Genomic DNA, 13,173 nt, shown 5'->3' on the forward strand with positions numbered 1-13,173 from the left:
AATGCATTACTCTGGAGGCTAAATGCGCCCACTCTGAAAAAGTTCCCTCACTTTTTTAAAATCTCGAGGAACTTTTCTCAAACTGCAACGTTTGTGTAGCATTATGCCGTGCTCTATAACATTGCCGAAGAGCTTTCGCGTCCTGTCGGTGAGTGTAAAAAGCAAGAAGTGCGGCAATGAGGAGTCCAAAAACCATGACGTTATCGACGCGTATTGCGCCGCATCTTGCCTATCTCCGCCGTTTTTCGCGTGCTCTGACAGGCTCGCAGGCATCAGGCGACGCCTATGTTGCTGCGACATTGGAAGCATTGATCGCAGACATCAGCATCTTCCCGCCTGCATCAGCAGACCGGATCGCGCTTTATCGGTTGTTCTGCAATCTGTATAAAACGGCCTCTGTCGAAATTCCGGAGCCTGCCTCTGAATTTGCATGGGAAAAGCAGGCAGCGCGAAATCTTTCTTATATTTCCCCTTTGCCGAGACAGGCCTTTTTGCTCGTCGCTGTTGAAGGGTTCAATGATCGGGAAGCCGCTGAAATTCTTGAAATCGATGAGCGTGAATTCGGCCGTATTTTGACATCTGCTTCGACAGAAATTTCGAAACAGGTGGCAACGCGAATTATGATTATCGAAGATGAACCGCTTATTGCGATGGACATCGAACAGATGGTCGAGAGTCTTGGCCATGAAGTCGTCGGCATTGCACGCACCAAGGATGAAGCGCTTGCGCTCTATAGCCGCGAAAAGCCGAGAATGGTGCTTGCGGATATTCAATTGGCTGATGGCAGTTCCGGCATTGATGCTGTGAATGAGATTTTGCAGGATGGCACAATCCCCGTGATCTTCATCACCGCGTTCCCTGAGCGGCTCTTGACCGGCGAGCGCCCTGAACCGACCTTCCTTGTGACCAAGCCGTTTAATCCAGACATGGTCAAGGCGCTTATCAGCCAGGCTTTGTTCTTTGAAGAAGCCGCTCAGGTTGCAGCCTGAACTGGAAATGTGACGCAAAGTGACACCCCTGCAAAGAATGACTTCTTGCGGGGGTGTCAGCGTTAAACTGACAACTATGTGCTAAAAAGCGCGATTTATTTGCAGTCTGGACCTTCAAATTGTCTATTTCGAGGAACCAAAAGCAACGATCAGACGTTTCCCTTTCAATCAATGAAAAGGAGACCCACAATGCTTTATTATGCTCTTGTCTTTCTCGTCGTCGCGCTGGTCGCAGGCGCTTTGGGCTTTGGCGGTATTGCCGGCGCATCAGCGGGTATAGCGCAGATTCTTTTCTTCGTATTCCTCGCCCTGCTGGTCATATCTTTGATCGCCTCGGCTATCCGCAAGGCTTAATCCTGTCGGCTCTTGCAAGGCGGCTCACCGCCTTGCAAGGCAGCCAGCAAAAATTGCGCCGTTGCACGACCTTCGTCAACGGCGCGGTTATTCATCACAGTGTTGATCCAAAATTATTGAAATTATTGCCTGTTGCTTCTTGTTTTTATCAACCAAGCTTTTGTTATTCACCCATTCCTTTTCACTCTACAACGCATGGTAATTGAGGCATTCATGGCCGCGTTAACCCCATCCCCCCTCAACGAAACAAAGTCTGATGCGTCACGATTGCGCGCATTGCTGGGCGCTGTGCGAAACAGCAATATCTGCGTGCTCTACCAGACGCCCGATATGCTTTATGCCTGGGGGGAGAACATTCCCAGCTATTGGCAGGAGAAATGGAAAGCGGGTGGACGGGATTGTGATTTTATTTTCTCGACGTCAATGTCGAGGCTCGAACAAGCAAAGCGCACAGCAATCGAAACCGGAACGGCACAAAATATTGAGCTGGCCATTAATGATGGCGACAAGCTTCGCTGGATCGACTTTCACATTGATTGTGATCTTGATGCAAATGGCAACGTTGTTGGCCTTGTTACAACGGCGCTGGAAATCAGTGAACTAAAACGCCGCGAACAAGTTTTAAAAACCCTGTTGCGCGAAGTGAGCCATCGCTCGAAAAATCTGCTCGCCATTGTGCAGAGCATTGCCAGCCAAACGGCGCGCTTCACTGATTCTGTCGATGACTTTCTTCTCAAGTTTCGCGGACGCATTCAGTCTCTGTCCTATTCGCAGGATCTGGTGACCGATTCCAACTGGCACGGTGCCTTATTTGTCGATCTTGTGCAGTCCCAAATCGAAAAATATATCGATATCAATGATGAACGGCTGAGCATTGAAGGCGACAACCCTTATTTGTTTCCGGGTGCAGCGCTGCATATCGGCCTTGCTCTGCACGAGCTGATCGTCAATGCAACATCCTTTGGCGGATTATCGATTCCTTATGGCCGCGTCATCATTTCTGCAAAAATTCTCCAGACCGATGCAGGCGAAGACGAACTGCTCTTTTATTGGAAAGAAACCAATCCGGCCATGCCGGACGTGTTTCAGCACGACCCGCGCTTTGGCAGTGCGGTCCTGCAGCGCATTGTGCCGCAAGCGGTGAACGGACATGCAGAATACCGCGTTGATGGCTCAGGTGCAGTCTATTCCCTGCACGTTCCGGCAGAGCAATTCGACGCCTGAAAGACCTTCCCACATTTCCCCACTCATAAAAGAAAAGCCGTCATGGTTTGAACCACAACGGCTTTCCTTAAAGATGCGGAACGTCGGCGACATAACGGGGGGCGTCTGCGCGACATTCTCACAGCCAACTTCAAACGGGGACATTGTTGTTGGCCAATGAGGACCGCTTGCGGGGCTTATCGTGGTCCTCGAAAACATGAACGGATATCCAAAAGTTTGGTTCCGTCAGGATTCGATTTTTTTACAATAAAGTTCGAGCCGGTGATGCACAATTTCATATCCGAGCGCCCGGGCGATTTCTTCCTGCAATTTTTCTATTTTTTCAGAGCTGAACTCAACCACTTCCCCCGAATCCATATCGATGATGTGGTCATGATGTGCCCCATTCGCCTGCTCAAACCGCGATGGACCGCCAGCGAAGGCATGGCGATGGATAGCCCCAAGTTCCTCCAGCAGCTTCATAGTTCTGTAAACGGTTGATAATGAAATACTATTATCAACCTCAACAGCGCGCCTGAAAATTTCCAGCGCATCCGGATGATCTTCCGTTTCAGTCAATATGTTGAGGATGATGCGGCGTGGCCGCGTAATGCGGATACCAGCCTGCCTCAGCTCCTGCTCATAATCGGGTTTTTTGTGCGATTCACTCATGGCCTGATTATGCACCCGCAAGGCGCCAGTTGCAAATTTTTGCAACTGGAAGAGAGAATATCTCCCCAAGCCATTTTGTAATCCGCATGTTTGATCAATCGACAAACTGTGTTCCCTGCCCATTTTTACAACGTTCCAGACGTTATGGTGCAGATGTGAACCCTGTTTGCCGACGCAGCATTTCACGCGGATCGGAAAGCGCCACGCAGATTGATCTTATCGCGTCTTGAGTATTTTAATCGCGATTATCCAGCCAACGATGGGCGTGATGATGGCACTGATAACCACTGCCCAGATCATAGGATAGGCCGGATTCTGTGAAAGCTCCGGCACTGTCAGGATTACGATAAAGCCGATGCCGATCAAAACGATAAACGCAATCGAACTTATGATCGATGCCAATTGAAGCCGTGTCCCCATAATCCCCTCCAGTATAGTTTCAACAAATAGATACGCACTATCGACTTTTGTCCATCCTCGTAAAAACGTCTCAAGAAAATTGCCTGTCGATGCTGCTATAATCGATTATCTGCTGAAGAAATGCATTGATTAGGGTCAATTCGAACCGGCTGGATCCAAGCAAATAAACTGGCGTGTTATTGTCTCGCCCAATCGGGATTAATACCGTTTTTACCCATAATTCCGTACTCCCCTCCGGTGTTGATGAACCAGATGGTGAACAGTGCGCACAGAACCAGAAACACGCTCCAGGAGATGATAAGCCGCGTCTTTCGCGCCTTGCGTTTCAACAAAAGATACACACCGGCACTCACCGCAGCAGATCCGATATAGGCTGCAATCATACCAAACTCCGTTATGGGGATTATACAAATAGGCAGGCACATCCACGCCTACCTTGTTTTCACGCATGTCGTTCTCGGATCGTAGCGGGAATAGAAATCAGCCCGGCGGACTGATTTTCCCGCAAAGGCGGTTCTCATTTTTCCGCGACATGCTCTAGGAAAGACAGATGTGGCAAGCAGTCTCTGTCAACTACTTCTTCTGCTTTTCAGCTTCCTTGATCTGGGTTGCGAAGCGCCCGATTGCGGGGCCAGATGCCTTTTCAGCAGAAGCTGATTTGTCTTTCTTCGGTTTGCGCACTTCACGATTGCTGCGTACTTGGCCTTTTGCCATGATGGAAACTTTCTTGCTTAAGAGCGGAATGTTCCAGACCTGCACAGTTATCCGTTCAGGTCATTGTGCTCTTTTTTAAGCATACCACCAATGAAGCTGGGCGTGTAACAATTCGACGGATCAGGTCAACGCTCTGCATGGCAGCTTGCAACCTAAAGCAAAATTTTCAGGACTGGCAAGCGATTGGAGCGCGTCGCGCATAACCGCACGCAATACGCTCGCTCTATCTTCTTGTTTAGATGCACGGCGTTCTCAAATCCTAGCGGGAATAGAAATCAGTCCGGTGGACTGATTTTCACGCGAAGGTGGTTCCCACTTTTCCGCAACATGCTTTAGCCTCGCAAGACGACGCCCAGAATGCCGAAACTTATTCCTGTTTCGACCGCATAAGCCTGCGCAAAGCTTCCTGCGGTACGTTCGTTTCGCTTTGTGGCGGCGCCGGTCTCGCAACAGGGCGTTCACCCGGTTTATCATCTGGACGCTGCGGCGGTCTGTTATAATTGTCGCCGCGACGATAATGGCGCCCTTTATAGTACCGGTCATCCCGATAATATCTTGAATTGTATCTCGGTCCAGACCGATAAACCACTGTAGACCCACCATAATAACCGCCATAAGACGGCTCGTAATTCCGGTAGCCATCATTGTACGGGCTGCCCATGCAACCCGCCAGCAATGCCGCCATGAAGACAAACGAAACTGCTGAGATAATCCTTTTCGGTCCGTTCATGGCTCTGCTCCAGCTATCCTCATTTTTCGATGATAAAGTTTGATCTCACATCGAACCAAGAGCAAATCACTTTGCATCTGCGCTTGGACATATAATCCCGCTATCCCAACCCCAATATTTTGTTCATGAAAAATTGCCGTTGAAATAATATATTTATAATAAGAAAATGGATGCACAATAATAATAAATGGGAGGAAATTATAATGCGTAAATTTGTTATACTTTCAGCATTAATTGGGTGCATCTGTATTACATCAGCCGAATATGCGGAAGCTGAATCATTATCTCAATTAAAACCTGAAAATAGTGCGCTATGCATAGCGAATGGCCGCGATGCCTTGAATTGTGCCGTATATTGCACTGCAGTTTTCGCCATATGGAATATATGCTTTTAATAAGTTTACTTAGTTTAATATTTATTAAAATAAATAAATTCCATAATATAGTTTATATAAAAATTAATTTATAAATGGGTCTGTCATGGGAAATTATGCTTCATTCTTACTGGCCTTCTCCATTCTAATAATTGCAGGTAACATCAGCTTGGCAGAGACCGGAGTTGACTTACCATCTGATGAACAATGTAAATATTATTATTGGGATGGGCAGCAGATTAAATGCTGCCCAGACCCCACGGGTGGCTGGCATTGCAGCGACCGTTAAAGGGCAGCGAGATTGTATTAGCCCGGTTATCTGGCATTTTCTGCTTTTGGCATATCGTATGCCCGTTGTTGAACGCCTGCGTGCTTATATTCCAAACAGCTTTGGTGTCTGCCAATTACTTGGGATGACTGGTACGCCCAAGGGGAATCGAACCCCTGTTTGCGCCGTGAGAGGGCGCCGTCCTAACCGCTAGACGATGGGCGCGGAGTTTGGATCGTCGTTGCTGATATAGCCTCGACCGCGAAAAAGCGCAATGCCAGTATCTAGACCAGCATCTAGAAATGATATGGGCGGCAAAACCGCCGCCCGGAAATCCCGTTCACTCTACATTACCAAGCTTAACGCGCCCCACAATTCGTGATTCGCGATAGTCATAAATAATGAGTTCAGTACCGCCATCCGGCAGAAGCGTTTCCAGGGAAAGCATCTCGCCGGAAAGGCTTTGCGACAGCAAGCGTGTGCCCGGCGCAAGCTCAATCTGCGATTCAATCAGCTTTGGAGGCTCCGGCTTAAGAGGTTCCGCAACCTGTCCAGGGATGTCAGAACGCGCCTCGGCCGCAGGCGGAGTTTCCGGTGCGCGATTGATCTTGTAGACAACTGCGACAAGCACAGCCATAAGACCAATCAACATAACACCTATGGAAACCGCAAGCAGACGGATCATCTTGCGACGGACCTTCTCCATCGCCGGATCAAGCGGGGGTTCCGGTTGCTGTTGGTCCGGATAATAGCCCTGCTGATAGTCCTGATATCCTGAATCCTGCTGATTCTGATATCTGGGATAGTGTGGATCCTGCATTAAATGACTCCGGTTCATGCACCCGCGTGGCGCGTGATAACGAAGGGAAGAGACAATTGAAAGAACTAATTGCCGACACGGATGCTACGGGCAAGAGATTAGACCAGTGGTTGGCCGCAGCATTGGGGCCGGAACTCTCCCGCAGTCGCGTCCAGTCCCTGATTGCTGAGGGCCATGTGACCCTCGATGGTGTTCCTGCCAGCAGCGCAAAGCAGAAGCTGCGCGAAGGTATGAAGATTACCGTCGTGCTGCCCGAGCCTGAACCGGCCGATCCGCAAGGCGAGAACATCCCACTTGATATTCTCTTTGAGGACGATGATCTTATTGTCATCAATAAGCCCGCGGGGCTTGTCGTGCACCCAGGCAATGGCAACTGGACGGGAACAATGGTCAATGCCTTGATATACCATTGTGGCGATAGCTTGTCCGGCATCGGCGGTGTTCGCCGCCCGGGCATTGTGCATCGTCTGGATAAGGACACCAGCGGCGTGATGGTCGTTGCCAAGAACGATCACGCCCACCGGCATTTAAGTGAGCAATTTGCCGACCATGGCCGCAATGGCGATCTGGAACGCGCGTATCTCGCGCTTGTCTGGGGCATGACCGAGCGCCCCCAGGGCTATATCGACGCCTATCTTGGACGCTCGCATCGCGATCGCACCAAGCAGGCTGTCGTCAATGAAGAGCGTGAAGATGCCCGTCATGCCGTCACCCATTATGCGACAATTGAAAAATTTGCGCCGCAAGAGGATGCAACCTCACTTGCCTCGCTGGTGGAATGCCGTCTTGAAACAGGCCGAACACACCAGATCCGCGTGCACATGGCCCATATTGGTCATCCACTGGTTGGCGATATGGATTATGGCGGCGCCTACAAAACCAAGGCCAACAAGCTGCCAGAGCCGCTTAAAAATGCCGTAAATGGCTTCCAACGCCAGGCATTGCACGCAAGGCTTCTTGCCTTCACCCACCCCACAACAGAAGAACTGATGCGTTTTGAAGCGGACATGCCCGAAGATATGCAGCAGCTTCTGGAAAATTTCCGCCAGCACTCTATATAGGGCCCTGTCAATCATTCCGGCTCGGAAACAGCCGGCCGTCATGCGAATTTCGGCTGGCGTTCACATTCTAGTGACACATTGTTTCATGGGTTTAAAGATCGTGTTTTCGCCAAAATCATACCTATATATGTAAGTTCACGCAGGAAGTGCAGGAGGCAGCCAGCGTGACAGGTTCGCCAGACGGGAACCTGAAATTATAAAGGAGGGTGCTTTATGGCCCAGGTTAGTCTTCCAAGTATTACATCCGGTGACGGCGGGCTTACCCGTTATCTGGAAGAAATTCGCCGCTTTCCCATGCTTCAGCCACAGGAAGAATACATGCTGGCGAAGCGTTATCATGAACATGCTGACCCCAAGGCTGCGCATAAGCTTGTGACAAGCCATCTGCGTCTTGTGGCAAAAATCGCCATGGGCTATCGCGGCTATGGCCTGCCAATCGGCGAAGTTATTTCCGAAGGCAATGTCGGCCTGATGCAGGCAGTCAAGCGTTTTGAACCCGAACGGGGTTTCCGTCTTGCCACGTATGCAATGTGGTGGATCAAGGCTTCGATCCAGGAATATATCCTGCGCTCGTGGAGTCTTGTGAAGATGGGCACGACGGCCAATCAGAAGCGCCTGTTTTTCAATCTGCGCAAGATGAAGAGTAAGATTCAGGCGCTCGATGATGGTGATCTCAACCCGGATCAGGTCAAACAGATCGCAACCAAACTGCAGGTCAGTGAAGACGAAGTGGTCTCGATGAACCGCCGTCTGTCGGGCGATGCTTCGCTCAACGCTCCTTTGCGCGCAGCCGAAGGTGAATCGGGTGAATGGCAGGACTGGCTTGTCGATGATAGCAGCAGCCAGGAGCAGGTTCTGATCGAACAGGACGAGCTGGACAGCCGCCGCTCGCTGCTTGAACAGGCAATGGATACACTGAACGAACGCGAACGGCTTATTTTTAAGGCACGCCGCCTTTCGGAAGATCCAATGACGCTGGAAGATCTTTCCGGCCAGTTCGGAATCAGCCGCGAACGCGTGCGTCAGATCGAAGTGCGCGCTTTTGAAAAAGTCCAGGCTGCAGTCAAGGCTGCAGCTTTCAAACAGCAAAAGGCACTCAATCATGTTGAGGATGCACACGCCTGAACCTGACAAATTCGGATTGTTACTGCCGCAAATGGATCTTTCCATTTTGCGGCAGTTTCGTTTCTGTCATCCAATCAATAAGAATCTGTCAAATAACTGTAATGGAATGTCTTTAGGCAACGGTACATATTTCACCGAAGCCTGAAGGTCTCCCAATGAAAAAGCTCCTGCTTGCTGCAACGTTTGCTCTGAGCGCTGCCACCGCTGTATCTGCTTCTGAATATGTCTCTTATCTTGATTATCCTCAGAAAGAGCAGGACGGAAAAGAATTCTACACTGCCATTGAAATCCCTCAGGGTAGCTTCACCAAATACGAGATCGATGACAAGACCGGCCACATCGTGGTTGATCGCTATCAGTCGATGCCAGTCGTCTACCCAGCCAATTACGGTTCGATCACCAGCACGCTGGCAGGCGACGGCGATCCACTCGACGCCCTTATCTATACCCGTGAGCCGATCGTTCCGGGCGCCATCATCAAGGTTCGCCCAATTGGCGTTCTCAAGATGATTGATGGCGGCGAAAAGGACGACAAGATTGTGGCCGTCCCGACCTCAAAAATCGACCCGACCTATGACACCATCAAAGAAATTTCAGACCTTCCTAAGATTGAGCAGCAGCGCCTTGAAGCCTTCTTCCGCGTTTATAAGCAGCTGCCAGAAGGCCGAAAGCTCGTTGAGTTGAACGGTTTTGACAATGCTGAAACCGCTGCAAACGAAGTCGCTCAGGCGATTAAGGCTTTTTCTGAAAAGAAGTAACCGGACGAAATATCGGGTAAAAGAAAAGGCCGCTTCAAGCGGCCTTTTCTGATTCCGGTTTAAGTCTTAGCCGGCACCCAGAACGTCATTGAAGACCTTCTCGCCCGGAACGCCTTTTTCCAGGCTGATCAAGGCGCGGCGACCATTGCGATAAGAAATCGGAATGTCGATCCATTGCAGACGGCGCATCAGCGAAAGGTTGGTATCCTGCGCGGTCTTTGCATCGTTGAGCCAGATAATGAAGAAGTTATCGGCAATCTTCGACGGTACGGCGATCAGGGGATTGCCGGCGGCCTGCTCGGTATCCTTAAAAGTAATGCGTTGAACATTATCAATCGCTCCGCCAACAAAATTCTCGGGCACTGTGAACACCATCTCAATCAGATGACTGGCTGGAATGGATTGATCGGTGTTCTTGCGAATCGTCATTTTCAGCTCGACGTTGCTTTCAGGCATCGTCACCGTTGCGCGAATGGCAGGCGCTGCCGGTTCGCCTTCGCTTGGGCTTTCTTCAATCTCAGACCAGACCACATTTCCGCGTTCGACCGAGCCGGTTTCTGTTCCGCCGCGCTCTTCGTAAAGAAGCGCCTGCTGGCCAACAGCGACGGCTTGCTGAGACTGCGGCTGATTCTGCGTGTTTGTCTGCTCATTACCAGGCGTTGAAGCGGCGGTGGACTTGCCCTCACCAATGCCAGCATCACCACCCGAAGGGCCATTATCCACTTCACTGCCATCGGGCATCAGACGCTGCGTCATCTTCTGGTTTTCAGACGATGGTTGTTGTGCATTCTGCTGCGGCTCGGTGGCTGCCGGAGATGTGTTCGCATCTGACGGCGCTGTCGTCGTATCGCTGCTTGCAGGCGCATCGCTGCGGCCAAGGCTGGAGGCCATTTCCTGCAACGTGTCCTTGTTGCTCCAGAGCGCATAACCGCCTGCACCAACCACCACAAGGGCGACAAGCCCAATCATTAAACCAGTGTAGGAACGCTTTGTCCCGGAACCATCAGAATCGGCATATTCTCTGCGGCGCGAAGAGGCTGGCTCATCCTCACCATCCCGATCACGTTCCACAATCCATTCATCCGGACGGCGCGCATATACGGGCGCTGCATCACCGTCATCATCGCCATTACTATCGGAGGCACGGCGATCTGCCGAAAACGGAACCTCATCATCATAGGAAGAGGTTGCGGCTGAAAGGGTTGATTCGTGCAGAAACTCTTCGAGTGCATCACTCTGCGGCTCTTCGGGCGCAGGCACCGAAGCAGGCGGCGCGTAGAAAGCTTCGACTTCTTCAATCGCATCTTCAAGAATTTTGCGTTGGCGAACAGCCACGGACTGCGAGGCATTAGCCGTCACAAGCTTCTGTTCAATCGTTGCACGTGCCTTTGCATAGACGCGCTGGCGCAGCTCCGGCGATTTGTCCGCCTGCGCATCGATTGTCTTTTTCAGAACCGCTACAAAATCAGCCATGCCGTCTTACCCAGTTTCCGCGAGTACGAAATGCAATAAATATCTCAATAATCACAATAATCGATAGAAAGCAAAGGTCTACGGCACGATTAAGCAAGGCCTTGCAAAATGATCGCAAAAAAACCTTAAAAAATTCCCCGGTCAGCCATGATGACAAACCGGGGATTTTTTCAGAATAATGTTGCTACGAAAATAAGTTAGTCCTGAAACGGGTCCGTGACAAGAATAGTATCTTCGCGTTCTGGGCTTGTCGAAAGCATTGCAACCGGAGCACCGATCAGTTCTTCAATGTGACGAACATATTTGACTGCCTGCGCCGGAAGATCGTTCCACGAACGTGCGCCTGCCGTCGTTTCCGACCAGCCCGGCAGCGTTTCATAGATCGGCTTGACGCGCGCCTGCGCACCCATCGAGGATGGCAGATAGTCGATGCGCTTGCCATCAAGCTCGTAAGCCACGCAAATCTTGATTTCTTCAAGACCGTCGAGAACGTCGAGCTTGGTCAGTGCAATGCCGGTAATGCCCGAAGTGCGAACCGTCTGACGAACGATCACCGCATCGAACCAGCCGCAACGACGCTTACGACCCGTCACCACGCCGAATTCATGGCCCTTGGTGCCAAGGAATTCGCCGATTTCATCGTTGAGTTCGGTCGGAAACGGGCCTTCACCAACGCGGGTCGTGTAAGCTTTGGTGATGCCAAGTACATAACCGATTGCTGTTGGACCAAGGCCCGAACCAGCAGCGGCCTGACCGGCAACGGTGTTCGAAGAGGTCACGAACGGATAGGTGCCGTGGTCGTTATCAAGCAGCGCGCCCTGCGCACCTTCAAAAAGGATGCGGTCGCCAGCCTTGCGGCGTTCGTCGAGAACACGCCAGACCTGATCAATATAGGGAAGGATCTTGTCCGCAACCGAGGTCAGCTCTTCAAGAATGGTCGCAACAGGAATTTCTTCAAGGCCCATGCCGCGGCGCAGCAGATTGTGATGCGCAAGCAGGCGCTCAACCTTTGGCTCTAACGTGTCCGGCTCGGTCAGATCGATTACGCGGATCGCGCGACGGCCAACCTTGTCTTCATATGCAGGGCCGATGCCACGCTTGGTGGTGCCGATCTTAAGGCCTTCGGTTGCCCCTTCGCGCATCGCGTCGAGTTCGCGGTGAACCGACAGAATCAGCGGTGCATTTTCTGCAATACGCAGAACGTCAGGGGTGATTTCGATCCCCTGCGCACGCAGCTTTTCAACTTCCATGACGAAATGATGCGGGTCAACCACAACACCATTACCGATCACGCTCAGTTTGCCACGCACAAGGCCGGATGGAAGAAGCGAAAGCTTGTAGCTGACGCCATCGATAACAAGTGTATGACCCGCGTTATGACCGCCCTGATAGCGCACGATGACATCGGCGCGTTCGGACAACCAGTCCACGATCTTTCCCTTGCCCTCGTCGCCCCATTGCGACCCGACGACAACTACATTCGCCATTGAGAAAACTCCTCGGTCCGGCATACAGCCGTTTAAAAAAACCCAAGGATCGCAAGCAGCCTCACATATGCAACGCGAGGTGCTGATCCCTCGTCTCTATACAGACTGAATACCGCTTGCGCGACTCTTTCATGCAAGAAACTAAGGAAAAATTGAAAATATTGGTGCGAAAGGCGTCCTCAACCCAGCCGAGCGGGTATATTTGTGATCTCTAACCTGCACGGACCATATACAGCGCTTCATCCGAATAGCCTTTCAGCTTTTCTTCGAGTGCTGGCACGTCGCGGGTAACAAAGCCTTTTTTCTCCCAGAACCCCTGCGAACCATTCACTGCAACTAAGGCCATGGTGACAAAACCATCGCGCTCTGCCTGAGCGGCCATCAGGTCGACCACACGCGATGCCTGCCCACCAGAGCGAACCTCCGGCAAAAGGGCGATGTCGTGAATATAATAGGTGCTGGTTTCCTTGGGCAGTTCGCCCAGAACAGAATTCAGCGCAGGCACCGAATCGAGTTGCCATGGATGGCTGATGCCATAACCGAGGATTTCAGCGCCACGCACCAGCACAAAGCAACCCGCCGGATAGATTTTGAAGCGGTCCCGGAAGACCGCCTCGTCCTCGAAAAAATCGGGATGAACAATGTTGGCGACAGACGTAACACCCGCAATATCCAGCGCCTGCATCCGTCGCCATTCTGCCTGTTCAATCCCGTCTGCCATATCG

Annotated in this window: 15 protein-coding genes and 1 tRNA gene; 6 read left to right on the top strand and 10 right to left on the bottom strand. The window is 51.2% G+C overall.

The window, feature by feature from the left end; genetic code table 11:
* Nucleotides 1–194 precede the first annotated feature (194 nt).
* From VBH83_RS13025 to VBH83_RS13035, 3 genes are all read left to right on the top strand, one after another.
* Nucleotides 195–989 carry a response regulator gene (locus tag VBH83_RS13025; protein ID WP_396998114.1) on the top strand — a complete coding sequence of 265 codons (795 nt, stop codon included), beginning with the start codon at nucleotides 195–197 and terminating at the stop codon, nucleotides 987–989.
* Nucleotides 990–1,178: 189 nt separating this feature from the next.
* Nucleotides 1,179–1,343, top strand: a complete 165-nt coding sequence (locus VBH83_RS13030; protein WP_006473348.1) for a DUF1328 domain-containing protein — start codon at nucleotides 1,179–1,181, stop codon at nucleotides 1,341–1,343.
* A gap of 213 nt (nucleotides 1,344–1,556) precedes the next feature.
* Nucleotides 1,557–2,567 carry a sensor histidine kinase gene (locus VBH83_RS13035; protein ID WP_265984782.1) on the top strand — a complete coding sequence of 337 codons (1,011 nt, stop codon included), beginning with the start codon at nucleotides 1,557–1,559 and terminating at the stop codon, nucleotides 2,565–2,567.
* A 225-nt stretch (nucleotides 2,568–2,792) separates the two neighbouring features.
* Here the strand turns inward: VBH83_RS13035 and VBH83_RS13040 are convergent, their stop codons facing one another.
* The 7 genes from VBH83_RS13040 to VBH83_RS13070 form a co-directional block, all read right to left on the bottom strand.
* Nucleotides 2,793–3,218: a Fur family transcriptional regulator gene (locus VBH83_RS13040; RefSeq protein ID WP_265984953.1), complete on the bottom strand. Its 426-nt coding sequence runs from the start codon at nucleotides 3,216–3,218 to the stop codon at nucleotides 2,793–2,795.
* 216 nt (nucleotides 3,219–3,434) lie between these two features.
* A complete protein-coding gene (locus VBH83_RS13045; RefSeq protein ID WP_265984781.1) occupies nucleotides 3,435–3,638 on the bottom strand; it encodes a hypothetical protein in 204 nt (67 codons plus the stop codon).
* 176 nt (nucleotides 3,639–3,814) lie between these two features.
* Nucleotides 3,815–4,021, bottom strand: a complete 207-nt coding sequence (locus VBH83_RS13050; protein WP_265984780.1) for a hypothetical protein — start codon at nucleotides 4,019–4,021, stop codon at nucleotides 3,815–3,817.
* A 190-nt stretch (nucleotides 4,022–4,211) separates the two neighbouring features.
* Complete coding sequence (locus VBH83_RS13055; RefSeq protein WP_265984779.1) at nucleotides 4,212–4,352, bottom strand: hypothetical protein; 141 nt, start codon at nucleotides 4,350–4,352, stop codon at nucleotides 4,212–4,214.
* Nucleotides 4,353–4,719: 367 nt separating this feature from the next.
* Complete coding sequence (locus tag VBH83_RS13060; RefSeq protein ID WP_396998118.1) at nucleotides 4,720–5,082, bottom strand: hypothetical protein; 363 nt, start codon at nucleotides 5,080–5,082, stop codon at nucleotides 4,720–4,722.
* A 792-nt stretch (nucleotides 5,083–5,874) separates the two neighbouring features.
* Nucleotides 5,875–5,949 (bottom strand) — tRNA-Glu (locus VBH83_RS13065).
* Nucleotides 5,950–6,064: 115 nt separating this feature from the next.
* A complete protein-coding gene (locus VBH83_RS13070) occupies nucleotides 6,065–6,544 on the bottom strand; it encodes a hypothetical protein (RefSeq protein WP_265984777.1) in 480 nt (159 codons plus the stop codon).
* A gap of 26 nt (nucleotides 6,545–6,570) precedes the next feature.
* On the opposite strand from VBH83_RS13070, the gene VBH83_RS13075 reads away from it, so the two are divergent.
* From VBH83_RS13075 to VBH83_RS13085, 3 genes are all read left to right on the top strand, one after another.
* Nucleotides 6,571–7,605 (top strand): RluA family pseudouridine synthase, encoded by a 1,035-nt coding sequence (locus VBH83_RS13075; RefSeq protein ID WP_396998120.1) that lies wholly within the window; start codon nucleotides 6,571–6,573, stop codon nucleotides 7,603–7,605.
* Between the two features lie 213 nt (nucleotides 7,606–7,818).
* A complete protein-coding gene (gene rpoH, locus VBH83_RS13080) occupies nucleotides 7,819–8,730 on the top strand; it encodes an RNA polymerase sigma factor RpoH (RefSeq protein ID WP_265984775.1) in 912 nt (303 codons plus the stop codon).
* A gap of 155 nt (nucleotides 8,731–8,885) precedes the next feature.
* Nucleotides 8,886–9,488, top strand: coding sequence for an inorganic diphosphatase (locus VBH83_RS13085; RefSeq protein WP_265984774.1), 603 nt, complete (start codon nucleotides 8,886–8,888; stop codon nucleotides 9,486–9,488).
* Between the two features lie 66 nt (nucleotides 9,489–9,554).
* On the opposite strand, the gene VBH83_RS13090 is transcribed toward VBH83_RS13085, so the two are convergent.
* From VBH83_RS13090 to VBH83_RS13100, 3 genes are all read right to left on the bottom strand, one after another.
* Nucleotides 9,555–10,961 (bottom strand): transcriptional regulator, encoded by a 1,407-nt coding sequence (locus VBH83_RS13090; RefSeq protein ID WP_265984773.1) that lies wholly within the window; start codon nucleotides 10,959–10,961, stop codon nucleotides 9,555–9,557.
* Between the two features lie 197 nt (nucleotides 10,962–11,158).
* Nucleotides 11,159–12,448 (bottom strand): adenylosuccinate synthase, encoded by a 1,290-nt coding sequence (locus VBH83_RS13095; RefSeq protein WP_265984772.1) that lies wholly within the window; start codon nucleotides 12,446–12,448, stop codon nucleotides 11,159–11,161.
* Nucleotides 12,449–12,659: 211 nt separating this feature from the next.
* The gene (locus VBH83_RS13100) at nucleotides 12,660–13,169 is read right to left on the bottom strand and encodes a GNAT family N-acetyltransferase (RefSeq protein ID WP_265984771.1); all 510 of its coding nucleotides are present in this window, start codon (nucleotides 13,167–13,169) and stop codon (nucleotides 12,660–12,662) included.
* Between the last annotated feature and the right edge of the window lie 4 nt (nucleotides 13,170–13,173).

The organism is Ochrobactrum sp. S1502_03 (assembly GCF_044435015.1).
Classification (GTDB): Bacteria; Pseudomonadota; Alphaproteobacteria; order Rhizobiales; family Rhizobiaceae; genus Brucella; species Brucella chromiisoli.